Genomic DNA, 22,799 nt, shown 5'->3' with positions numbered 1-22,799 from the left:
CTCCCCACTCCCTACTCCCTACTCCCCACTCCCTATCAAGTAATCACAGTTGGTTTGTCCATTCCTGTCAAAGTACGGATTTGGGCAATTTCATTTGCTATAGCAATCAGATCTGCCAAAGCTTCTTGGGGATCGAGGTTTTGTTTTGCTAAGTTTGATTCGTAACTTTCTAGATAAACCCTTAAGGTTGCTCCTTGAGTACCCGTTCCAGATAGACGGAAGATAATCCGCGAACCATCGGTAAAGCCAATGCGAACGCCCTGCTTCTGGCTGACACTGCCATCTACTGGATCTGTGTAGCTGAAGTCGTCTCCGTATTCTACTTCATAAGCACCAAACTGCTTTCCTTTGAGGTTTGGCACGCTAGAACGCAGATTTGTGATGAGCGTGTTGGCGCGATCGCTATCTACTTCTTCATAGTCATGGCGCGAGTAGTAATTGCGCCCATAGATTCGCCAGTGTTCTTTGACAATCTCCTCAACAGACTGTTGGCGAGCTGCCAAAATATTCAGCCAGAATAATACAGCCCACAGCCCATCTTTTTCGCGGATGTGGTTGGAACCAGTCCCAAAACTTTCTTCTCCACACAGAGTGGCTCGACCTGCATCTAGCAAGTTGCCAAAGAATTTCCAACCAGTGGGTGTTTCATAACAATCTATGCCGAGGTGTTTTGCCACCTTATCGGGTGCTTGACTTGTAGGCATAGAACGGGCAATTCCAGCCAGACCGGAACTATACCCTGGAACTAATTTAGCATTGGCAGCGAGTACTGCTAGACTATCGCTCGGAGTTACAAAGAAGTTGCGACCAAGAATCATATTGCGATCGCCATCCCCATCAGATGCTGCACCGAAATCAGGGGCATTGTCTCCAAAGAGGACTTCTACTAAGTCATGAGCGTAGACTAAGTTAGGGTCTGGGTGTCCGCCGCCAAAATCCTCCAAAGGCTTACCATTCTGGACTGTCCCTTGTGGTGCGCCCAAATGTTCCTCAAAAATCTTGTGAGCATAGGGACCCGTGACAGCGTGGAGTGAGTCCACACACAGCCGGAATTGCCCGTTAGTTATCAGGGAACGGATGCGATCGAAGTCAAATAAAGACTGCATTAATTCTGTATAATCAGTTACAGAATCCACAATCTGCACCACCATTTCCCCTAATTTCGTTTCTCCTAATGTATCAATATTTACATCAGAAGCTTCCAAAATTTTATAACTATCGATCTCTTTAGTACGAGCGTAGATAGCTTCTGTGACCTTTTCCGGTGCAGGACCGCCATTATCAATGTTATACTTTATGCCAAAATCTCCTTCTGGTCCGCCGGGGTTATGGCTGGCAGAGAGAATAATACCGCCAAAAGTGCCGTACTTCCGAATAATAGCAGAGGTAGCCGGAGTGGAAAGAATACCGCCCTGACCGACCATCACTCGTCCAAAGCCATTAGCAGCTGCCATTTTGAGGATGGTTTGAATTGCCTGACGATTGTAGTAGCGACCATCGCCACCTAAAACCAGAGTTTGACCTTGGTATCCTTGCAGACTATCAAATATGGATTGAACAAAGTTTTCCAAGTAATGAGGCTTTTGAAAGACAGTTACTTTCTTTCGCAATCCAGATGTACCTGGTTTCTGGTCGGTAAACGGCTGAGTAGGTGCTGTTTTAATAACCATAGCAATGTTAGAGTCAGAGCTCACCAAAGGACATGCTTTTAATCGTATCGCTAGTTAATGCAGTTACATTAACTACAACTCAGATTCGGCAGATGCCCTGCAAAAAATGTTATTGTTTTGAACAAAAAATAGTTATGCACAGTCCCTACCGCTCTGTCAAGTTTGATATAAAATAACTATTATTTATGTTAATCCTTCTCGTCGAAGATGACTTAGCTCAATTAGAGCCTTTGCGAGCTGCTCTTATCAAAGCAGGACACACCGTTGATGGTATAGAAGATGGAGAAACAGCCCAATGGCTTTTATCTGAAAAAGATTATGACTTGCTGATATTAGACTGGATGTTGCCCAAAGTAAGTGGTGTCGATCTTTGCCAAGAATATCGACGAGCTGGAAAAACAGCCCCAGTGTTAATGCTCACTGCCAAAGATAGTACTTCCGATAAAGTTTATGGTTTAGATTCCGGGGCTGACGATTACTTAGTGAAACCAGTAGATATTGTGGAATTATTAGCCCGAGTCCGAGCGTTACGAAGACGTTCTCCACTATGGAGTGGCGATCGCCTGACACTAGCAGATTTATATTTAGACTTAAATAACCTGACTATTGAGCGCAATCAAGCCAGTACCCAGTTATCTGGGCGAGAGTTTCAACTGATGGAGTATCTGATGCGCCATCCCCGCCAAATTCTATCCCACACTCAAATTGAACAAGCATTGTGGGGATGGGGGACAGAACCAGAAAGTAATGCCGTCACAACATTGGTGCGTCGATTGCGACAGCGCTTGCAAATCATTGAAGCTAAAGACTGGCTAGAAAGCGTCTATGGTATAGGCTATCGTCTTAATGTTCCTGAAAATCAGTGACCAGTGACCAGTGACCAGTGACCAGTGACCAGTGACCAGTGACCAGTGACCAGTGACCAGTGACCAGTGACCAGTGACCAGTGACCAGTGACAAATTTTTATGTTTACTCGCAGCCGTCGCAATTTAGCATACTTGTTCACCATATCAATGGGGAGTATTCTTGTCGCCTTTGCTGGTATAGCTTACTACCTGGTTGTTCAACAGCAACTACAGGCTTTTGATGAAAGGCTTTACTCTACAAGTAAAACCATTGTTAAGAGTATACAATACCCTACATATAACAAACGATGGCAGTATAAGCAAAAGGAAGTTCCCATATTTGGCGATACGTTACCACCAGTTAATAATGATGTTGTCTATGTCCGTTTGTATAATTTTAACAAAGAATTGGTGGACTATTTTGGTCTTCCAGGTTCGGCAAGACTAATCGTTGCTCCTGGTTTTCAAACTATAAAAATCACCAGTAACCAACCCAGAATAACTCCCAATCAAGAGTTGATTCGAGAATTAACGTTACCAATTATACAAAATGAGATTTTACTTGGATATATTCAAGTAGGTCTTCCTCTAACATCTCTACGCGAAAGTTTAAATAGAGCAAGGTTATTTTTCACACTGGGCGTGCCTTTAACTTTAGCATTAGTTGGTGTAACTGGGTGGTTTCTGGGAGGGCTTGCCATGCAACCTACTCTTCGAGCCTACGAACAACTACAGCGCTTCACGGCGGATGCTTCCCATGAATTACGTGCTCCTGTGGCTGCTATTTTAAGTAATGCACAAGTGGCTCTCATGCCCCCACAAGATGAATCAGAGCAACTTTATCGTTTGGAAAATATTGTCGAGATTGCTAAATCAATGAGCGATCTCATTAATAATCTATTGTTCCTCGCTCGCCAAGATGGTCCTCTAGATATTACCAAACTCAAGACTATCGATGTTGTTAAACTCCTACAAACTCTGGCAAAAGAATATCAGCAACAAGCCGCCGCACAAAATCTAAACTTTACCGTTCAAATACCCCAACAACTCGTACATCTTAAAGCCGATGCCGATTTATTAAAACAGGCTGTTGTTAATTTACTCAACAATGCCTTGAAATATACTCTTGAGAAAGGTACAGTAACACTAAGGTTACTGACACCACCCCATCGGGTGATTATTCAGGTAGAAGATAGCGGTATAGGTATTCCAGAGGAAGATTTATCCCATATCTTTGAACGGTTCTACCGAGTAGATACAGTGCGATCGCGTCAAACAGGTGGCTTCGGATTAGGATTGGCAATTGCCCAGCAAATTGTACAAGCGCATCACGGAAACCTTACGGTAAGGAGTGTGCTGGGACAAGGTTCCACATTTGAAATAGAAATTTTACTTAAAGGGAAGAGTTAGTGGTTAGTGGTTAGTTGTTAGTTGTTAGTCGTTTTTCCACTAACCACTATCGACTAACCAATTTGACATTTTTTTGTCATACTTGCCTATCACACTAGAAAATAACAAGCAACTTACCCAAGAACTCAATACCGCTATGAACTATCAGCAACAGAATAACAAAGCAATGCTCAAAAAAGCGTTCTTGCACACTGCGCTGACTGCGGCAACAATTGCGAATTTTCTGGCTGCCGAGACTGGAATTGCCAGTGCTCATCACGGTTGGAGTGAGTATAACAGCCAGCAAACACTTAACATCAATGGAGAAATTCAGAATGTACGTTATGAGAATCCACACACTGTTATAGAAGTCAAGACAAAAGATAATAAAGTATGGCAAGCTGTCCTTGCGCCGCCATCCCGAATGCAACGACGTGGTTTACCTGAAAATATTTTGCAGGTTGGGCAACAGGTTAAATTGGTGGGCTACCCGCATCGCACTGATGCTAGGGAAATGCGGGCAGAGCAAATTGTTGTAAGTAACAAAACGATAGAACTACGCTAATGTATTGCGTACCTTTAAAATTCCCAACACTATCAGCAGTGCTTTGAAAATGATTTCGTTCAACAAAAAGCAAAAAAAACCTTGGTTAAAAACTGCACTGGTGAGTGCTTTGATTTGGCTTCCCACAGCCTGTGCTGTTCGGTCAAATGGTGTTGGGAAAATTATCTTATCTCCATCGGTTGCACAGACGACGAACTCTAACCGAACTCTTGCGGATGTAGAAGCTTTAGTGAATCTCGGTCCAAGAGTGACTGGTACACCAGTTATGGAAAAAGCTAGCACTTATCTAGTGGATGAGTATCGTAAAGCTGGTTATGTGACAGAAGTTCAAACTTTTACTTATTCTAAGTTTCAAGATAATGGTTCTAATTTGACAATTAATGGAGAGACAATTAAGGGAACAGCTCTCAATGGCACAATCCCTGGAAACCTAAATGCTCCACTTATTGCAATTCCTAACTTTGGACGAAAAGCTGATTTTGCCGCAGTGAATGTTACTGGAGCAATTGCTGTCGTGCGACGCGGAGAAATTCGCTTCTCGGAAAAAGCAAAAAATGCCGTAGCGGCGGGCGCAGTTGGTTTGGTGATTGTCAATAACAAATCGGGCGATTTATACGGGAGTTTGGCAGAGGAAGTCAAAATACCAGTTTTGGCGCTTTCAAGTGAGAAAGGCGATCGCTTACTTCAACAAGTACAAAGAATAGCACAAAATGCCAGTTTAAAAATTGATGCTCAAAAGCGTAATGTTACAGGACGCAATATTATTGCTCACCTTGAGGGCGTGACTCAACCAAAAATTCTTCTTGGTGCTCACTACGACTCAGTAGCTGGTTCACCAGGAGCAAATGATAATGCTTCAGGAACAGCAGTTTTATTATCCCTTGCTCGCAATTTGTCAAAAACACAAACTTCCCGTGAAGCGTGGTTTGTAGCTTTTGATGGCGAGGAAGACGGACTCCAAGGATCGCGGGCTTTTATCAAGACAGCTAAACCGCAGTTTATTTCAGGGTTAAAAGCCATGATTAACTTCGATATGGTTGGAGTTAACAATCAACTGGGTATTGGTGGTACATCGTCTTTAACAAAATTTGCCCGAAACATCAAGCCATACGTGAAAATCTTTGGATCTAGCGATGGTAGCGACCATGCAGTGTTTGCTAGTAAAAATGTACCAATTCTTTTCTTCTACCGAGGAGAAGAACCAAACTACCACACACCCAACGATCGGAAAGTCGAGCCAAAATTGCTAGATGAAACAACACAAGCAGGTTTGGATATTATCCAGCAGATTCTCAACGCAAAAGACTAACAATTAACAATTAGCAATTAACAATGAAAAAATCATTAACTAATTTATCTCTAGTCTCTTTCGGAGCATTAACAGCGATTGTGGGCGCACATTTCATGCCCACAAATCCAGTTCTTTCTGAGCCTACATCAATTTCTGCTGCTCCTGCAAGTAATGTAGAAAATAACTTTGTTTCTAATGCAGTCGAAAGAACTGGATCTGCAGTGGTGCGGATAGACTCTACACGTACCGTGAGAAGCCGATATTCTGGTAGGCGAGTGGCACAAGGAACGGGTTCTGGATTTATTATTCGGTCTAACGGTTTGATTCTAACCAACGCTCATGTTATTGGCGGTGCAGACACGGTATCGGTAACACTAAAAGATGGTCGAAGCTTCACCGGCAGAGTGTTAGGGGAAGATAGCACAACAGATGTTGCTGTTATTAAAATTCAGGCGAATAATCTCCCTACTGTCAGTGTTGGTAATTCTGACCAGCTTAAACCAGGAGAATGGGCGATCGCAATTGGGAATCCTCTCGGTTTGGATAACACTGTGACGGTTGGTATTATTAGTGCAACAGAGCGATCGAGTCGGGCGCTGGGTGCTGGAAGTAGAGGAGTTGGGTTTATTCAGACGGATGCTGCCATTAATCCCGGTAACTCTGGCGGACCGTTACTCAATCAACGAGGACAAGTCATTGGCATGAATACCGCCATTATTCAGGGTGCTCAAGGGTTGGGCTTTGCCATTCCCATTAATACAGCACAGCAAATTGCCAATCAATTGATTGCTCAAGCTGGTTAGTTATAAATTTCACGGGAGTTTCCCTACAACAGGGGAACTTCTGGCTAAAAGCACTTTAATAATGCTTACATATTAGTAGTTTCTCATAAATTATATTTCATAATTTATGAGAAATAACGGAACCGCATCAACATTCTGCTTTAGAAGTTTTGAAAAAAACTGACACTACTATAAGAGGTTGTTTGAAAAGTCTCAATTAATACAGCCTTAGCGATTGGAAATCGCGGCTATACAAGCAAAACCCACCTACGTGGGTTTTAGTCTCCCGGCTACGTCTGCGTCGTTGAATTTGGCACACCACGTACCCGCATAGTTGAAAAATGCAAGACGTAGAAATTCTTCATCGAGAAGCAATGGAACTTGTTGACCAAGCCTTCTTAGCCCGCCAACGGGGTGATGCCATCGTCGCCTTGGAATTAACCAAAGCTGCCTTTTCTCAAGAGCGAGCTGCTGCAGACCTAGTGGCAAACTTATTCGACCTTGAACCCACTAGATCCGTTCTCCATCGCAGTGCCGCAGTGCTTGCCGTAGAATGTTCTGAATTGCGTTCAGCAGAACGGCTGATTGGACGGGCGCTCGCAGGTAATCCGCCTGATGACATTGCTAACGAACTGCGAGATTTACTTGTAGAAGAAATTTATTCTCGCAGGCAAGCGATTGGGCACTGAACAAAGGGGCAAAACTTCTTAATTGCTTATTACTCTTTCTCTGATTTCTCCTTGTCCTCCTTCCAGCGTCCTGCCTTCTTCACAGCTTCAGTCAACAGATACTCAATCTGTGCATTCACACTTCTTAGTTCATCTGCTGACCATTTCTCTAACATCTCGTAAAGTCTTTCATCCAGACGTAACAAGAATCGTTTTTTTTGTCCCATTTCTTAGTTATAAAGCGTTCCAGCATTGATAACGGGTTGGGCAGTTTGCTCAGAAGTTAAAACAACCAACAGATTATTGATCATTGAAGCTTTGCGCTCGTCATCCAAGTCAAGCATTTGTTCGCGGCTGAGACGATTCAACGCTTCATTCACCATCCCCACCGCACCCTCGACAATCTGCCGTCGCGCATCAATTAAGGCTTTTGCTTGCTGTCTTCGCAACATCATTTGAGCAATTTCTGGTGCATAGGCAAGATGCGAGAGCCGTGCTTCAATCACTTCTACACCTGTGACTTCCAAACGGGCTTGGAGTTCTTTTTGCAAAGCGTGAGCGATTTCATCAGGAATTCCCCGTAGCGAAGGCGTTTCTGTTTCATCTGGAGCGTCGTAGGGATATCGTATGGCTAAAGACCGAATAGCTGTTTCACTTTGAATGGCAACAAATTCTTCATAGTCATCCACTGCAAATTTTGACTTAGCTGAATCAAAAACTTGCCAGACAACAACCGCCGCAATTTCAATCGGACTCCCTTCAGCATCGTTGACTTTGATGATTTTGCTATTGAAATTGCGAACCCGCAGCGAAATCTTTTGTTTGCTAGCAAAGGGATTTGTCCACCAGAAGCCTGATTCCCGAACGGTTCCCATGTATTTCCCAAAGAGCACCAACACCACTGCTTGATTGGGTTCAACACTAAAGAAGCCTGACAGCGATGGGATGATAACAACCAAGAGTGTAGCCGCCAACCAAGCAAGAACTTCTGCAACGCTATCCTCACCACCCATAAAATCAGTAATCTTCAAGCCTCTTGCCAATAAAGCTTCTAATCCCTGCACGCGAGACCAAAGATACCACCCTCCCACTAGCGTCAGCACGACGACCACAGCCAGCATGATGAAGCCGTTGACTTTGAACGCTGGAAATTCCTTGATTTTCTGTTCCATAGTTTTTGACAAATCGATTTTATATCATTATGATATCATAATAGTATTAAATGTCCCAAAGTGGCAAAAATATCAGTAAAATTGTTGCAATATTTGTATAAATTTATATAAATTTAACAGTAATCGCCTTTTGAGGAAAAGTTTGCAATCTACGAAGGTAGGTATACTGTAAACGGCTAACAACTCTTCTTTTTCGGAATGGTTCATAGCATTTTTAGGGACGCAAGGCCTTGCGCCTCTACGATTGTTGACAATTGTTGGAAAGTCAGGTTCTAAACCGTTTTTGGTATAGTAACGGCACTAAGCTCCCAATTCCTGCTATTGGATGAATTGAGACTCACCCTATTAGTTAATACCCTGCGGTGAAGTGTCCTTTCATTGAACAAGGATATTTTGAATCCATCAGGTATTCACAACTAAATCAATGAAAAAATTAATTTTTATTACCTTATTAACTATAGCTGCTGCTCCATCTGTTTTATTTCTCAGTGAGACAGCCTTAGCAGAAAAACGCGATCGCTTCGGCGCAAGCCGTACCCGGCTTATCACCGCGAACGTCAGGAAACTTATTGCTATCCTGTAAATCAAAAACGAGTTTCTAGAGACCCCGCCTATCATCCTCGTGCTTACGCTGATGGCTATCGCCAAGGACGTGCTAGTGCCAGAAAGGGAGAAGTATACAAACCGCGCACCTCTGGTGGTGAATTTGCTCGTGGTTTTGAAGATGGTTACTTCGGTGAAGAATTTTCAGGTCAGACACATATAGTTCCTAACCAGGTTGATTATGAAACTGTAACTCATTGTTCTACACGCACGATCCGCTATGATGACTGAGGAATTTCCACCAAGTCAATCGATATGGCAAAACTAACGCTTGTCATCGGCAACAAAAACTACTCATCTTGGTCTTTGCGTCCTTGGTTGGCAATGAGGCAATTCGGATTAGAGTTTAACGAGATTCGCATTCCTCTTGACACGCCAGAGACTGCCGCACAAATGCAGAAATACTCTCCTACCAGGAGGGTTCCAGTGTTATTGCATGGCGATTTAACTGTATGGGATTCCCTAGCTATCTGTGAATATTTGGCAGAAGAATATCCCAATCTGCATTGGTGGCACAAAGAAAAAGCTAAACGAGCAATAGCCCGTTGTATCAGTGCGGAAATGCACTCCGGTTTTCCAAACTTGCGGCAAAAGATGCCAATGAATTGTCGGAGTAGATTTCCTGGCAAGGGAAGGACTCCTGAAGTGGAGAAAGAGATTGACAGAATTACCAATATCTGGCGGGAATGCCGTCAAAATTTGGGAACAGGAGGAGATATGTTGTTTGGCAATTTTACTATTGCCGATGCCATGTATGCTCCTGTCGTTGCACGCTTTACAACTTACGGTGTGAAGTTAGATGCTGTTTGTAACACATATGTTGAAGCCGTGTTAGCCCTACCTGCAATGCAGGAGTGGCTGAAGGCGGCTTCACTTGAGACGGAAATTATTCATGCTGAGGAGATTTATAAATAAGGATGAAACGAAGAAAAAGCAAAGTTTTGGTCTCATATAATGAGCTACTATACAAACGCTCGTCCGCAAGGCAAGGACTAACGGGAAATTAAGATATTAAAACCCACGTAGGTGGGTTTTGCTTGTATAGCCGCGATTACGAACATCGCCAAGGCTGTATTAATTGAGATTTTTCAAACATCCTCTAAGAGTCAGCCTAAAATGGACATTTTTTTTGAGATTTATAAAGACTTGCCCAGACAAGGTCCGGGTAATAACGAATCAACGCGAAAGGTGTTTTCACTGCTAACAGATTTATCACCAAACCCATCTATTTTAGATGTTGGTTGCGGAACTGGAATGCAAACCATTGAATTAGCTAAACTGACAGATGGAAACATTACTGCTGTAGATAACCATCAACCATATTTAGAACAATTAAAAAGCCAGTTACTTGTTGAAGGATTGGCAGAGAAAGTTGTGACTGTTAATGCATCAATGTTGTCTCTGAAGTTTGAAGCGAAGAGTTTTGATGTTATTTGGTCAGAAGGTGCTATTTATATCATTGGCTTTGAAAAGGGTCTTCAAACTTGGCAACCTTTTTTAAAAGCTAAAGGGTATTTAGTTGTATCAGAAATTTCTTGGTTGAAGTCCAATCCCCCTACTGAAGTTCAGGAATATTGGCAAGCTAATTACCCCAATATACAAACAATTGAAAGCAATCTTAGGATTGTGGAAGATTTAGGATACAGAAAAGTAGGACATTTTGTTCTTCCTGCGTCGGGATGGTGGGATAGTTACTATACTCCTTTAGAGGAAAGGATAAGGTTTTTAAGGGAGCAATACAAAGACAGCGAAGCAATGAATAAAGAATTAGATAATTCTCTATTGGAAATAGAATTTTATCGGAAGTATTCCGACTGGTATGGGTATGTTTTTTATTTAATGCAAGTCCTTTAACTCCCAATACTTGTCGGAAGCACGATAGTTAAGGTCAAGAAACCCGGTAAATTCTGCGAAACCGGGTTTTTTGCCTGCTTTTTGACTCCTGGATCGATGTTTTAGAAGTGCGATCGCCTTTAATCGTTTACACAGTCGATAGAGTAGTGTTATCTACCATAACTGCTCTTCCCCTAATTAGGCTAGCAGATTGTTGTAGTGCCTCTAAGCGACTGTTCAAAATGTGCTTTGGTGAAATCAGTGAGATCAAACCCAACCGTTCCAGCCGTTGTTGGATTGTTGGATTAGCATTAACAATGAAGACCTGAAGACCGCGATCCCAAGCATCCTTGACAACATTTTCTATAGCCAAAGAAGCTGTCACACCCAAAAGCGGTACATCAGTTAAATCCAGAATGAGGACATCTGCTTCTTGCATTGCAGTATGTTCGCGGGCGATCGCTTTAGCAACACCGAAAATCATCGGTCCGCTCAAGTAGAACAATAACACCCGTCCATTTGCTTTATTCAGTAACAGTTTCTCTTCATCACCGAGGACAATATCATCGTCAGCATCAGTAATGATCTTGACTTCTTGAGCTTGAAGATTGGAAAGACGTTCGATTGTGACAATATTGGCAATAAAAACTCCAATCCCAACTGCAACAATCAAGTCAACCAAAACTGTCAGGAGTAACACGCCATACATGAGAAGCATGGCTTGGAAAGAAACTTTGTGAGCGCGTTTTAGGAAACTCCAATCTAAGATATCAATACCAACCTTAAGTGCAATACCTGCTAGCACTGCCATTGGAATTGGCTGAGTCAACGGTGCTGCCCATAAGACAACAACCAACAGAATTAATGCACGAGTCAGACCAGACACCGCTGTCTGAGCACCTGTCTGAATATTAACTACCGTACCCATTGTTGCCCCAGCACCAGGCAATCCACCAAAAAGCCCTGAAATCAAATTGCCAATCCCTTGACCAATTAATTCTTTGTCAGATTTGTGATGTGTGCGAGTTAAACTATCAGCAATTACTGCAGTCAGTAAGGTATCAATACATCCCAACAATCCCAGCACCGCCCCATCAAGCACCATCGTTGTAATTTTGTTGGGGCTAAAAACTGGCAGTTGTAGATTAGGCAACCCCATGGGAATTTCGCCAATCCTTCGGATGTCAGCACTAGAAAAGAAGACAAGGGAAACAACCGTTCCTAGAACTAATGCCAACAGTTGTGGTGGAAGAATGCGCTTCAGTTTCGATGGCATCAAGAAAAGAATTGCCAGTGTTAGCAATCCCAAAATCGTTTCCGCCGGCTTCATGTTTGCTAGAAGCTGGGGCAGATTTTGCAGTATACCGACTATGCCACCTTTAGGAGAAGCCTGACCGAGAAATGGAGCTATTTGGAGAAGAACTAATATGACACCAATTCCAGACATAAAGCCTGAAATCACGCTGTAGGGCATGAGGGTAATATATCTACCCAATCGAAATATGCCGAAGATGATTTGAAAAAGCCCAGCAAGCATGACGACAGTAAACGCCATGACCATGCCATTCTCTGGATTGGTAGCTACAAGATTTGCTATAATTCCTGTCATCACTACGGTCATCGGTCCCGTAGGTTCAGAAATCAGGGTTGGAGTCCCTCCGAAAAGAGCAGCAAAAAAGCCAACACAGACTGCACCATAAAGACCAGCTACAGGTCCTGCACCGGAGGCTACACCAAATGCTAGTGCCATAGGCAATGAAACAATCGCAGCAGTAACACCTCCGAATAGATCTCCACGAAGGTTTCTCAAGTGAATACGGTTAGTCAATTGCATGGTACGAGATGCCCACCTGATTTTCACAGTATGAATTGTATTTGAGATTTCTAGACCAAAGCCAAGGGAACTCGATTTGAACTTCAATTAAATTACCACGAAATATATATAAGTCAAACTATTTATTTCTAAGAAATCTCTTACTTTTAAACTCAGCAGACCTGACTTTAAGTCAAACTATTTATTTCTAAGAAATCTCTTACTTTTAAACTCAGCAGACCTGACTTTAAGTCAAACTATTTATTTCTAAGAAATCTCTTACTTTTAAACTCTAAGCAGACCTGACTTTAAGTCAAACTATTTATTTCTAAGAAATCTCTTACTTTTAAACTCAGCAGACCTGACTTTAAGTCAAACTATTTATTTCTAAGAAATCTCTTACTTTTAAACTCAGCAGGCCTGACTTTAAGTCAAACTATTTATTTCTAAGAAATCTCTTACTTTTAAACTCAGCTTAACTTTTTCTTCATTTATATTTAGTTTATTAACGATATATGAATGATCTCAAAATACATGAATAATAAGTCTTTTACTAAAAAAAAGACTGTTAACTATGTTCAAAACTTAGACTGTTCTGAATTTACAAAAACTTTAAAATTTAATGAGCAAATCTCTATGAATTTCCCATAATATTAAGTAATCATGTACGCGTTGTACTAAATGTGTAAGAGGATGTGTACATTAATCATCCACGGAATCTACCCTAGTTCTATTCCCTTACCGCTATAAGACTATAGCAATCCTATTTGATTTTTGAACTACACGTAGGGTGGGCAATGCTCTACGGTACTTAAAGTTTTTCATAAATCATTTAGCATTCCTATATCAATCATATGTTCAAATACGTATCAGGTTTTGCAATTTGCCTTTCAGAAACGCAAGAGATGGCTCTATTTTGGTGCTGGCTCCCAATTTATTTTGACCTAACTTAAGGAGGCATTGATGGCAGACTTATATTTCTCTGAGTACATTGAGGGTAGTAGTAACAACAAAGCATTAGAGATTTACAATAGTACAGGATCTGCTATCGATTTGGCAGTGGAAAACTACGTTGTACAATATTATTTCAATGGCTCCACTACTGCTGGTCTGACAATCAATCTCACTGGCACAGTGGCAAACGGTGATGTCTTTGTCCTTGCTCAAAGTAGCGCTAATTCCACGATTCTTGCACAAGCCGATCTAACTAATGGTGCGGGATGGTTTAATGGCGATGATGCAATTGTGTTGCGTAAAGGTGGTGTTAATGGTACAATAATTGATTCTATTGGTCAGATAGGTATGGATCCAGGTACTGAATGGGGTACTGGACTGACTAGCACAGCTGACAACACCTTGCGCCGCAAAACAAGTGTGACAATGGGCGATACCAACCCTAATGATGCCTTCGATCCAAGCACTGAATGGGATGGCTTCCCCACAGATACGTTCGACAATTTAGGAACCTACGGTGGACTACCTCCATCAACTTTGAGTTTGAGTGTTTCTCCGACAAGCTTTTCAGAAGCAGCAGGTAATAATGCAGCTACAGCAACAGTCACCCGCACGGGAAGTACAACAAATGAACTCACTGTCACTTTAACTAGCAGTGACACAACTGAGGCAACTGTTCCCACATCAGTCGTAATTGCGGCTGGACAAGCTTCTGCCACATTTGCAGTGACTGCTGTTGATGATGCGATCGCAGATGGTTCCCAAAATGTCTCTTTGACTGCTACTGCAACTGAATTTGGTAGTAGTACAACTAACGTTACTGTGACAGATAACGATGCACCTGCGGTACGCATCCGTGACATTCAAGGCACAGCACATACTTCACCTTTAAATGGTCAATTAGTAAGTAATGTAGCTGGTGTCGTTACAGCTTTACGTTCCAACGGTTTCTACCTGCAAGACCCCAACCCAGATAATAATGATGCTACTTCAGAAGGCATTTTTGTCTTCACCTCTTCTACACCGACAATAGCTGTAGGAAATTCTGTGTTAGTTAGCGGTAGGGTGTCGGAGTTTCGTCCTGGTGGAGCTAGTACTGGTAACCTAACTACCACTCAAATTTCCAGCCCAACAATTACTACTGTCTCTACAGGTAACGCGTTACCTGCTCCGATAATTCTAGGTAATGGCGGACGTGCAATTCCTACTCAAGTTATTAGCGATGACGCTGCAAATGGCAATGTAGAAAACTCCGGTACGGTGTTTGACCCTGCACAAGACGGCATTGACTTCTATGAAAGCTTAGAAGGAATGCAAGTGCAGGTCAATAATGCTGTGGCGGTTGGACCAACGAATAATTTTGGCGAAATTCCGGTATTGGCAGACAATGGCGCAAATGCTAGCGTTCGCACGTCTCGTGGTGGAATTATAATTCAACCTGGTGATTTTAATCCAGAGCGAATTATTATTGATGATGAGATTATCTCCAACGAACCGCAGGTGAATGTGGGAGATACATTTAACGGAGCAACTGTTGGGGTTATTGACTACAGTTTTGGGAACTTTAAGCTGTTGAATACCCAAGCTTTGCCCAGTGTAACTTCTGGAGGCTTGCAGCGTGAAGTTACGCATCTGACTCCCACTGCTCATCAGCTGACAGTTGCCACTTTCAACGTAGAAAATCTCGATCCCGGTGATAATGATACTAAGTTCAATAGCCTTGCTGGTGCTATTGTTAATAACCTCAAGTCACCAGATATTATCTCTTTAGAAGAGATTCAGGACAATAACGGACCAACAAATGACAGCGTTGTTGATGCCAGCCAAACTTACCAAAAATTGATTAGTGCGATCACATCTACTGGTGGTCCTACCTATGAATTTCGCCAGATTAATCCAGTAGACGATACCAATGGTGGAGAACCTGGTGGAAATATCCGAGTAGGCTTCCTATTTAATCCCAACCGAGTCAGTTTTGTGGATCGTCCGGGTGGTAGTTCTACGACCAACACTACAGTCAGCAACGCCAATGGTTTTCCCTTACTTTCCGACAGCCCTGGTTTGATCGATCCCACCAACCCCGCCTTCGACAACAGCCGCAAGCCTCTGGTTGGTGAATTCGTTTTCAACGGTCAAACTGTCTATGTTGTTGGCAACCATTTCAACTCAAAAGGTGGTGACCAACCTCTATTTGGAGCAAATCAACCACCAACACTGACTAGTGAAGTCCAGCGCAATCAACAAGCCACGATAGTCAGAGACTTTGTCCAAAGTATTCTGGCAAGTGACCCCAATGCTAATGTAGTGGTAGCAGGTGACTTGAATGATTTTCAGTTCTCCAACCCCGTCAACACCATCGAAAGCGCTGGGCTAACAAATCTCATTGAAACCCTACCTCTTAATGAACAATACACTTACGTCTTTGATGGCAACTCCCAAGTTCTTGACCATATTTTGGTAAGTAGCAATTTGTTGCATAACTTGGATGGGTTTGATGTGGTTCATATCAACTCCGAGTTTGCCGATCAAACGAGCGACCACGATCCCAGTGTGGCACGGTTTCACCTCTCACCGAGCATAATTAATGGAACACCGAGAAAAGACACCTTAGTAGGAACTTTTAAAGGTGATACCATTACTGGCTTCCTAAATAAGGATACCATTACTACTGGTACTGGTAGTGACTTGATTGTCTATACAAAGTTTGGGGATAGAGGCGATACCATTACTGACTTTACAGTTGGTGCTGACAAACTTGTCTTCACCGAGTTGCTTGACAAAGTTGGCTACAACGGAACTAATGCAATTGCTGATGGCTTTTTGGGTTTTGAGCAAAAAGGTGCAAATGCTGTGGTTCTTTTCGATCCTAGTGGTTTTGGAAAACACCATCAAAGAGCGTTTATCACTCTAGAGAATGTTTCAGCTGTGGCTCTTAATGATGTCAATAACTTTGTGTTTTAAATAACATATCGGGATTTCCAGTAAACAAATTATCTCATATTGTGGGACGGGCGTCCCCGCCCGTTTTCTATGAGTGGCGGGCGAGGACGCCCGCACCACAAGCAATTTTGGGATATTTTTTTATTTGGACATCCCTTAATCGATTTTCCCGGTAAAAACTCGCTCGGCTGGTCCGGTCATGTAAACCCGTCGATCTACTTCTGACCATTCGATGTACAAGGGTCCTCCAGGAAGTTCCACAGTGGCTGTGCGATCGCATCTTCCTGTCAACACCCCAGCTACCAATGATGCACAAGCACCAGTACCACAAGCTAAAGTTATACCAGCACCGCGTTCCCACACGCGCATTTTCACGTAGTCACGACTGACAACTTCAATAAATTCTGTATTTGTCCGTCGAGGAAATACGGGGTGGTTTTCAAACTGCGGACCGATCGCTTCCAGAGGAATAGCAGCGACATCTTCTACAAAAGTAATGCAGTGAGGGTTACCCATACTAACACAGGTAACATCCCAAGTTTTTCCTGCAACTTGTATCGGTTGAGCAATAACTTTTTCGTCATCGGGAGCGAGAGTTGTAGGAATTTCACCAGCAAGTAATCTCGGAAGCCCCATATCTACTTTAACTTGACCATCCGACATCAGTTGAGGTGTCATCACACCACCCAGTGTATGAATGGCATATTTGTCACTTTTCCTCTGAGTTCCTTCCAAATCAGCTAAGAAAGCAGCCAAACAGCGAATACCATTACCACACATTTCTGGTTCTGAACCATCGGAGTTAAAAATCCGCATGGTATAGTCATTACCATTTTCTCCTGGTAATGCAAAAATGACGCCATCAGCACCGATACCAAAGTGGCGATCGCATAACTTAATTGCTTGTTCTGGTGTAATCGCGGGCGTAGATGACGAGCGATTGTCAATCAGGATAAAGTCATTACCCAAACCATGATACTTAGTAAATTCGATTGCCATTTCTCAAATCCGTGAATTATATTGGTGTTTTGTCATTTGACCAGTGACCAGTGACCAGTGATCAGTGACCAGTGACCAGTGACCAGTGACCAGTGACCAGTGACCAATACAAATAACAAATAACAAATAACTATGATTACTGAATTTGATACCTCTCTGCCTAGTATTCGACAAGTACAAAACCTGATTAAGGAAGGTGCGTCTGTCCAAATCAAACTGCTAACTGGTGACTTACTTACCGGGAAAATGATATGGCAAGACGTGCAGTGTTTGTGTTATGTAGACGACCACAACCAGCAGATAACTGTTTGGAAGCAGGCGATCTCCTATATCAAACCAATAATGTAGAGACGTGCCATGGCTAGTCTTTGCAGCTTAATCCAGTAAGCTATCCGTGGGGAGAAACTCTTTAAGTGCGTCCGCTTCACCAGCTTTTACCACTGGTAAGGGCAAAGGTGCTAAAGTTTCCGGTGCAAGCAACTGTACGAGTTGATTGACAGCGACTAAGCTACCACAGACCAAAACTTGGTCGCGAGCTTGTAAATCCATACTGTCATTAGGAAAGCGGATAAATTTTCCATCTCGTCGCATTGCCTGCACTTTGATCCCATATTGATTGTAGGTATCCAAATCTGCTAGGGTTTTACCAACCACTGAAGAGTCAGTACTAACCGCAACCCATTGACAGGCACTGTTTTCACCGGGAACAGCAACATGTCCTTTGGCAAATTCATTTAAGGCAGCAAGTTCACTATCAGAACCCACGATTAACAAGCGATCGCCCTCTTCCAATTTGGTTTCCAGAGAAGGAAAGTCAATTTCTTCACCTCCTTCGCGGCGAATAGCCATCAAACTAACCCCCGTTAAGTAACGCATATCGGCTTCTTCCAAGGACATACCAATGAGAGGTGAATCATATGGTAGGGGATACCAGCGCTTGTTGAGGTCTTGAGTGGCTTGTTGCAAATCGCGAGAAACCTCAAAAGCAGTACGCACGGGTCTTAGGTCTAAATAATGACTGTTGCGAATTTCTTGCATTTGTCGCTGCACCAGTACAGGTGATAAGCCCACTTCTGTGAGAATGTAAGCTACCATTTCCAAACTAGCCTCAAATTCTGGCTGCACAACTTCTCTTGCGCCAAGTTGGTAAAGTACCTCTATACTCTTATCATTAGTGGCACGAACAACAACATCCAAATCGGGAGATAATTCCAAAGCCCGTTTCAGGCAAAGACGAGTGCTCATGGGGTCAGGTAGTGCGATCGCCATTCCTCGTGCAGTGTTTACCCCAGCAGTTTCTAAAACGTGAAGACTCACACAATTGCCATATACGTAAGGAATTCCAGCGTCCCGCAATTGCTGAATTCTTGTTTCCGACTGATCGATCACGACAACAGGCAACTCGCGAGAAAGCAATAACTTAACTAAGTTTCGTCCCACTCGCCCATAACCGCAAACCACCACATGATCTTTCAGTGACAATTCTTTGGTAACTTCTAAAGGCTTACCCTCATCACTTAAAAAGCTCTTTAGCCAAGGGACTGACTCTATCCAATCAAATAAAATCGGAACCGAACGCAGCACAAATGGGGTAAGCACTAGTGTCACTGCAGTTGTTCCCAATATCAATAAATATATCCGTCGGGAAACCAGCCCCAGTTTTTGTCCTTCACTGGCAAGCACAAAGGAAAATTCTCCAATTTGAGCCAATCCCAATCCAGCAATTAACGCCGTTTTTAACGGATAACGAAACAATCTTACCAATGGTGTTATAATTATGAACTTTCCTACAAATACTAGTGCCACTAGCCCCAGAATCAGTTCCAAATTGTTCCATAAAAACATTGGGTCAATCAACATCCCAATAGAAGCAAAGAACAAACTGGCAAAAATATCTCTCAGTGGCTCCACGTATGATAAAGTTTGGTCAGCGTATTCCACCTCCGAAATCATCAAACCTGCAACAAATGCCCCCATCTCAATAGAAAGCCCCAAATACGCTGTTAGCAGAGCGATACCCAAACACAGCGCCACCACTCCTAACAAAAATAATTCTCGACTTTCAGTGCGGGCTAGCAATCGTAACAAAGGTGGGATCAGCCAAATTCCAGCAACAATAGCACCTGCAGCAAATAACCCAATTTTTAACAGCGCTAAGAGTACGGCTACAGCAATAGATTCCCCTGGTTGATGGAGCGCTGGTAAGACCGCAATCATCAGCCCCAGTGCCAAATCCTGTACTATCAAAATACCCAACATTACTTGTCCGTGGGGCGTTTCTGTTTCATTACGCTCCATCAAGCATTTCAAGACAACTGCTGTGGAAGATAGAGATAAGATTGCCCCTAAAAATATACCCTTAGCCGGCAAAGTTGCCCAAGCCCCAGTCACCCCGCAAACCACAACTGTAACTAAAATTGTCAGGGCAATCTGTAGCCCACCACCTCCAAGGGCAATATTTTTGACTTTTTTGAGTTCCGCAAACGAAAACTCCACACCCAAAGCAAACAATAGAAAGGCAACTCCGAACTGAGCCAAAGTTTCTACTTGAATGACTTCTTTAATCAGTCCCAGTCCGGTTGGTCCAACGACCATTCCGCCAATGAGATACCCCAGTAAAACGGGTTGTCGCAAAAGCGCAGCCAGCAGACCACCACAAGCAGCTACGGTCAAAACCGAAACTAAATCAACTATCAGCCTAAAATCTTCCTGCACGAGTTTTGAGACACACTGTTAAGACCTATTAACATTCAGGATACAAAGTTTTTCATCAGCCTGGATAGTTAATTAAGAAAAGAGAGTGAGGGAGTGAGGGAGTGAGGTGATAACTAATACTCAATGCCAAATCCAAAATCCAAAATCCAAAATCCAAAATCCCCACGGCTTATGATAGAAACAGACGCATTCTTGGTTGTCTTATGTTAACTGTTAAAGATTTAGAGCAATTGCAAGTAGAGCATCCAGAGTGGCAAATGGAACTAGTAGATGGGAGTATTGTGGTTATGGGTCCGTCGGATTATGAGTCAGAAGAAATTGGCTCTCGTTTGCTCACATTTTTAAATATGTGGGTTATGCCTAGAAAATTGGGACGAGTGACTGGTTCGAGTGCTGGATTTATCCTGCCCGGTCTTGACATAAATGCTAATAATGGAGCTAGTACAAATTTGCGTGCTCCTGATGTATCGTTTGTACGAGCTGAACGCTTGAAGAAAACTAAGCGCGATTTTGTAGAACTCGTACCCGATTTGATGGTAGAGGTCAAATCTAAATCCGATCGCATCAAGCCATTAGTAGAGAAAATTCAGCTATTCCTGCAACTTGGATGTAGTGTTGGTATCCTGATTGACCCCGATAAATTGACGGTGAGTGTTTACCGACACAACCAAGACCCCGCACTACTGAAAGATGATGATAAACTGACACTACCAGACTTGCTGCCGGGATGGGAAATCTCAGTATCAGAACTTTGGCCTCCAGAATTCGAGTAATACCATTTTGGATTTTAGATTTTAGATTTTGGATTGAGAAAGCTTTATCTGGGCTTAATATTACCTAACGATCTGTCACATTCTTTTTTCAAATTGGTCTAAAGATTTTTATGCTAAAAACAACATGGAAGATGGGGAACTCCCTTTCTTGATAATTGAGTCTGTTGTTCAACAGAACGATCCAAGTTGTTTTACTCCTCCAGAATAACCGTGTATAGCGTTAGCCATTTTAAGAACAAATCAAAAACCAACAGCCGTGTAACCAATGCTCTCCTTGGGGTCTTTGCTGCTTTACCTGTTGTATTCGCGTCACCTGCACGGGCTCTGCAAGTACAAGTTAGCCCAGAATCTCCTCAATTGGGAGACACCATATCAGTTATCGTGAATTTAGATAATGCCGATCCCGGTAACAATGTAACCGTTACCAGTGGGAATGAAAAGTATCCTGCATATGAAATTGCACCAAATCAATATCGTGCTTTAATCCCTACCACACCATTAGAAACCTCTGGAAATAGAAACATCCAAGTATCGGGAGAAGGACAGGTACAGAATTTGACCTTACAAGTACGGTCTCGCAAGTTTCCAGTTCAACGAATTAATTTACCTCCCTCAAAAGCAGGAGTCAAAGCCACAGAACACGAAGTTCAACGTGTTGGGGCTTTTAAGGCGTTGCAAACACCAGAAAAATATTGGAAAGGTCCTTTCCTAGCACCAAATAGAGGACGAGTTAGCACAATTTATGGCATACGTCGCTACTATAATGGTAAATTTGCTAAGGATTACTACCATCGAGGTCTTGACTATGCTGGAGGTGCAGGTTCACCTGTCGTTGCTCCGGCGGCTGGGCGAGTCGCATTGGTTGGTAGAGTCTCGGAAGGATTTCGAGTTCACGGTAATGTAGTTGGTATCGATCACGGGCAAGGTGTAACAAGCGTTTTTTTGCACCTAAGCCGCATTAATGTGAAACAGGGTGATTTTGTTCAACCCGGTCAAGTTCTTGGTGCGGTTGGTTCAACAGGCGCTTCCACGGGACCTCATCTACACTGGGGTTTGTATGTCAATGGTAAGTCTATTGACCCAGTACCCTGGCGAAAACAAGAAGTTAGATAAAAATTTTCGAGAATCGTAACTTTTTGCGTACTACTTAGCTCTTAATTGGGCAGAATAAGTAGGATTGGCACCGTCCCAACCTTGCTTGGAAGGCTTATAAGATGATTAAGATTATGAGTATAGAAAAAATTGTGGAACAAGCTCTCCAGGATGGTTATCTTACACCAGCAATGGAAGCAGAAGTCGGGCGAATTTGTGATAACGCTAGCGAACTATCAATAGAAGAGTACATGGCGTTGGATCGGCTGATGGGGTCGCTTTTAACTGGAGAAGTGATGGCGGTACCGCGCAAACAGTTTATCAACGTGATGGAAGAGTTGGTACTCACCGAGGCAATAGCCCGCGTTGCAGAAATTGAAGCGACTAGCGAAAGTTCTCTGGATGTTGGGGATATTGCTGCTTACGCCCTCAACCGCCTACCACCCTTGTACGCGACTACAGAAGAAGGTGCTAGCTACCAGCGCCAACGAGCTAGAGCACAACTTCAGGAATTAATTGCTGAACAAGTCAACGAAGCAATTGCTCGCAGTCTCGATAGACCTACCGTTGGTAACACACCAGTAGGAACTAGAAACACAAGCAATGAAGTTCTGCGACAAGTGAGTGCTCTACTCGAATCTTACGCACCCCAATTTGAGCAAAAATGAATTGGTCACTGGTCACTGGTCACTGG

At 43.0% G+C, this 22,799-nt stretch carries 20 protein-coding genes; 14 read left to right on the top strand and 6 right to left on the bottom strand.

All coding sequences use genetic code 11. The features are described 5' to 3' along the window. Positions 1-35 precede the first annotated feature (35 nt). On the bottom strand, positions 36-1,670 hold the full coding sequence (locus tag WA1_RS31905; RefSeq protein WP_017740233.1) for an alpha-D-glucose phosphate-specific phosphoglucomutase: 1,635 nt from the start codon (positions 1,668-1,670) through the stop codon (positions 36-38). 185 nt (positions 1,671-1,855) lie between these two features. On the opposite strand from WA1_RS31905, the gene WA1_RS31900 reads away from it, so the two are divergent. The 6 genes from WA1_RS31900 to WA1_RS31875 all read left to right on the top strand — a co-directional run bounded on the left by WA1_RS31900 (position 1,856) and on the right by WA1_RS31875 (position 7,232). Then, the gene (locus tag WA1_RS31900; RefSeq protein WP_017740234.1) at positions 1,856-2,536 is read left to right on the top strand and encodes a response regulator transcription factor; all 681 of its coding nucleotides are present in this window, start codon (positions 1,856-1,858) and stop codon (positions 2,534-2,536) included. Positions 2,537-2,636: 100 nt separating this feature from the next. Beyond that, positions 2,637-3,926, top strand: coding sequence for a sensor histidine kinase (locus WA1_RS31895; RefSeq protein ID WP_017740235.1), 1,290 nt, complete (start codon positions 2,637-2,639; stop codon positions 3,924-3,926). A gap of 73 nt (positions 3,927-3,999) precedes the next feature. After that, positions 4,000-4,470, top strand: a complete 471-nt coding sequence (locus WA1_RS31890; RefSeq protein ID WP_272819272.1) for a DUF6152 family protein — start codon at positions 4,000-4,002, stop codon at positions 4,468-4,470. Positions 4,471-4,519: 49 nt separating this feature from the next. Then, on the top strand, positions 4,520-5,779 hold the full coding sequence (locus WA1_RS31885) for a M28 family peptidase (protein ID WP_017740237.1): 1,260 nt from the start codon (positions 4,520-4,522) through the stop codon (positions 5,777-5,779). Between the two features lie 23 nt (positions 5,780-5,802). Next, positions 5,803-6,564, top strand: coding sequence for a trypsin-like peptidase domain-containing protein (locus WA1_RS31880; protein ID WP_017740238.1), 762 nt, complete (start codon positions 5,803-5,805; stop codon positions 6,562-6,564). A gap of 320 nt (positions 6,565-6,884) precedes the next feature. Next, complete coding sequence (locus WA1_RS31875; RefSeq protein ID WP_017740239.1) at positions 6,885-7,232, top strand: hypothetical protein; 348 nt, start codon at positions 6,885-6,887, stop codon at positions 7,230-7,232. 29 nt (positions 7,233-7,261) lie between these two features. Here the strand turns inward: WA1_RS31875 and WA1_RS58295 are convergent, their stop codons facing one another. Both WA1_RS58295 and WA1_RS31870 read right to left on the bottom strand, forming a co-directional pair. Next, positions 7,262-7,438 (bottom strand): type II toxin-antitoxin system antitoxin, encoded by a 177-nt coding sequence (locus WA1_RS58295; RefSeq protein WP_017740240.1) that lies wholly within the window; start codon positions 7,436-7,438, stop codon positions 7,262-7,264. 3 nt (positions 7,439-7,441) lie between these two features. Continuing rightward, a complete protein-coding gene (locus tag WA1_RS31870) occupies positions 7,442-8,383 on the bottom strand; it encodes an SPFH domain-containing protein (RefSeq protein ID WP_017740241.1) in 942 nt (313 codons plus the stop codon). 424 nt (positions 8,384-8,807) lie between these two features. Between WA1_RS31870 and WA1_RS60485 the strand changes: the two genes are divergently transcribed. The 3 genes from WA1_RS60485 to WA1_RS31860 all read left to right on the top strand — a co-directional run bounded on the left by WA1_RS60485 (position 8,808) and on the right by WA1_RS31860 (position 10,840). Then, positions 8,808-8,966 carry a hypothetical protein gene (locus WA1_RS60485; RefSeq protein WP_017740242.1) on the top strand — a complete coding sequence of 53 codons (159 nt, stop codon included), beginning with the start codon at positions 8,808-8,810 and terminating at the stop codon, positions 8,964-8,966. A gap of 275 nt (positions 8,967-9,241) precedes the next feature. Continuing rightward, entirely contained in the window at positions 9,242-9,901 is a 660-nt protein-coding gene (locus WA1_RS31865) for a glutathione S-transferase family protein (RefSeq protein WP_017740243.1), read from the top strand. A 201-nt stretch (positions 9,902-10,102) separates the two neighbouring features. Next, a complete protein-coding gene (locus tag WA1_RS31860; RefSeq protein WP_017740244.1) occupies positions 10,103-10,840 on the top strand; it encodes a class I SAM-dependent methyltransferase in 738 nt (245 codons plus the stop codon). Between the two features lie 127 nt (positions 10,841-10,967). On the opposite strand, the gene bicA is transcribed toward WA1_RS31860, so the two are convergent. Continuing rightward, positions 10,968-12,653: a bicarbonate transporter BicA gene (gene bicA, locus WA1_RS31855; RefSeq protein ID WP_017740245.1), complete on the bottom strand. Its 1,686-nt coding sequence runs from the start codon at positions 12,651-12,653 to the stop codon at positions 10,968-10,970. Positions 12,654-13,595: 942 nt separating this feature from the next. Here bicA and WA1_RS31850 point away from each other — a divergent pair. Further along, positions 13,596-16,547: a lamin tail domain-containing protein gene (locus WA1_RS31850; RefSeq protein ID WP_017740246.1), complete on the top strand. Its 2,952-nt coding sequence runs from the start codon at positions 13,596-13,598 to the stop codon at positions 16,545-16,547. A 135-nt stretch (positions 16,548-16,682) separates the two neighbouring features. Here the strand turns inward: WA1_RS31850 and dapF are convergent, their stop codons facing one another. Further along, a complete protein-coding gene (gene dapF, locus WA1_RS31845; protein ID WP_017740247.1) occupies positions 16,683-17,525 on the bottom strand; it encodes a diaminopimelate epimerase in 843 nt (280 codons plus the stop codon). 132 nt (positions 17,526-17,657) lie between these two features. Between dapF and WA1_RS31840 the strand changes: the two genes are divergently transcribed. Further along, the gene (locus WA1_RS31840; RefSeq protein WP_017740248.1) at positions 17,658-17,873 is read left to right on the top strand and encodes an Hfq-related RNA-binding protein; all 216 of its coding nucleotides are present in this window, start codon (positions 17,658-17,660) and stop codon (positions 17,871-17,873) included. Positions 17,874-17,900: 27 nt separating this feature from the next. On the opposite strand, the gene WA1_RS31835 is transcribed toward WA1_RS31840, so the two are convergent. After that, positions 17,901-20,240: a cation:proton antiporter domain-containing protein gene (locus WA1_RS31835; RefSeq protein ID WP_017740249.1), complete on the bottom strand. Its 2,340-nt coding sequence runs from the start codon at positions 20,238-20,240 to the stop codon at positions 17,901-17,903. A gap of 203 nt (positions 20,241-20,443) precedes the next feature. On the opposite strand from WA1_RS31835, the gene WA1_RS31830 reads away from it, so the two are divergent. The 3 genes from WA1_RS31830 (at position 20,444) to WA1_RS31820 (ending at position 22,773) form a co-directional block, all read left to right on the top strand. Further along, positions 20,444-21,013 (top strand): Uma2 family endonuclease, encoded by a 570-nt coding sequence (locus WA1_RS31830; protein ID WP_017740250.1) that lies wholly within the window; start codon positions 20,444-20,446, stop codon positions 21,011-21,013. A gap of 210 nt (positions 21,014-21,223) precedes the next feature. Beyond that, on the top strand, positions 21,224-22,126 hold the full coding sequence (locus WA1_RS31825; protein WP_017740251.1) for a M23 family metallopeptidase: 903 nt from the start codon (positions 21,224-21,226) through the stop codon (positions 22,124-22,126). A gap of 113 nt (positions 22,127-22,239) precedes the next feature. Then, positions 22,240-22,773, top strand: a complete 534-nt coding sequence (locus WA1_RS31820; protein ID WP_026134340.1) for a late competence development ComFB family protein — start codon at positions 22,240-22,242, stop codon at positions 22,771-22,773. Positions 22,774-22,799 lie beyond the last annotated feature (26 nt).

The sequence above is a fragment of the Scytonema hofmannii PCC 7110 genome, assembly GCF_000346485.2.
Lineage (GTDB): Bacteria > Cyanobacteriota > Cyanobacteriia > Cyanobacteriales > Nostocaceae > Scytonema > Scytonema hofmannii.
Note: the sequence above shows the minus strand (reverse complement) of the source record. Positions and strands in the feature narration are given on the sequence as shown.

Bases quoted from the DNA above. Each gene is read 5' to 3' on its own strand.
- WA1_RS31850 (WP_017740246.1), top strand. From the start codon at position 13,596: ATGGCAGACTTATATTTCTCTGAGTACATTGAGGGTAGTAGTAACAAC.
- bicA (WP_017740245.1), bottom strand. From the start codon at position 12,653: ATGCAATTGACTAACCGTATTCACTTGAGAAACCTTCGTGGAGATCTA.
- WA1_RS58295 (WP_017740240.1), bottom strand. From the start codon at position 7,438: ATGGGACAAAAAAAACGATTCTTGTTACGTCTGGATGAAAGACTTTAC.
- dapF (WP_017740247.1), bottom strand. From the start codon at position 17,525: ATGGCAATCGAATTTACTAAGTATCATGGTTTGGGTAATGACTTTATC.
- WA1_RS31865 (WP_017740243.1), top strand. From the start codon at position 9,242: ATGGCAAAACTAACGCTTGTCATCGGCAACAAAAACTACTCATCTTGG.
- WA1_RS31895 (WP_017740235.1), top strand. From the start codon at position 2,637: ATGTTTACTCGCAGCCGTCGCAATTTAGCATACTTGTTCACCATATCA.
- WA1_RS31860 (WP_017740244.1), top strand. From the start codon at position 10,103: ATGGACATTTTTTTTGAGATTTATAAAGACTTGCCCAGACAAGGTCCG.
- WA1_RS31870 (WP_017740241.1), bottom strand. From the start codon at position 8,383: ATGGAACAGAAAATCAAGGAATTTCCAGCGTTCAAAGTCAACGGCTTC.
- WA1_RS60485 (WP_017740242.1), top strand. From the start codon at position 8,808: ATGAAAAAATTAATTTTTATTACCTTATTAACTATAGCTGCTGCTCCA.
- WA1_RS31880 (WP_017740238.1), top strand. From the start codon at position 5,803: ATGAAAAAATCATTAACTAATTTATCTCTAGTCTCTTTCGGAGCATTA.
- WA1_RS31830 (WP_017740250.1), top strand. From the start codon at position 20,444: ATGTTAACTGTTAAAGATTTAGAGCAATTGCAAGTAGAGCATCCAGAG.
- WA1_RS31905 (WP_017740233.1), bottom strand. From the start codon at position 1,670: ATGGTTATTAAAACAGCACCTACTCAGCCGTTTACCGACCAGAAACCA.
- WA1_RS31820 (WP_026134340.1), top strand. From the start codon at position 22,240: ATGAGTATAGAAAAAATTGTGGAACAAGCTCTCCAGGATGGTTATCTT.
- WA1_RS31885 (WP_017740237.1), top strand. From the start codon at position 4,520: ATGATTTCGTTCAACAAAAAGCAAAAAAAACCTTGGTTAAAAACTGCA.
- WA1_RS31875 (WP_017740239.1), top strand. From the start codon at position 6,885: ATGCAAGACGTAGAAATTCTTCATCGAGAAGCAATGGAACTTGTTGAC.
- WA1_RS31840 (WP_017740248.1), top strand. From the start codon at position 17,658: ATGATTACTGAATTTGATACCTCTCTGCCTAGTATTCGACAAGTACAA.
- WA1_RS31900 (WP_017740234.1), top strand. From the start codon at position 1,856: ATGTTAATCCTTCTCGTCGAAGATGACTTAGCTCAATTAGAGCCTTTG.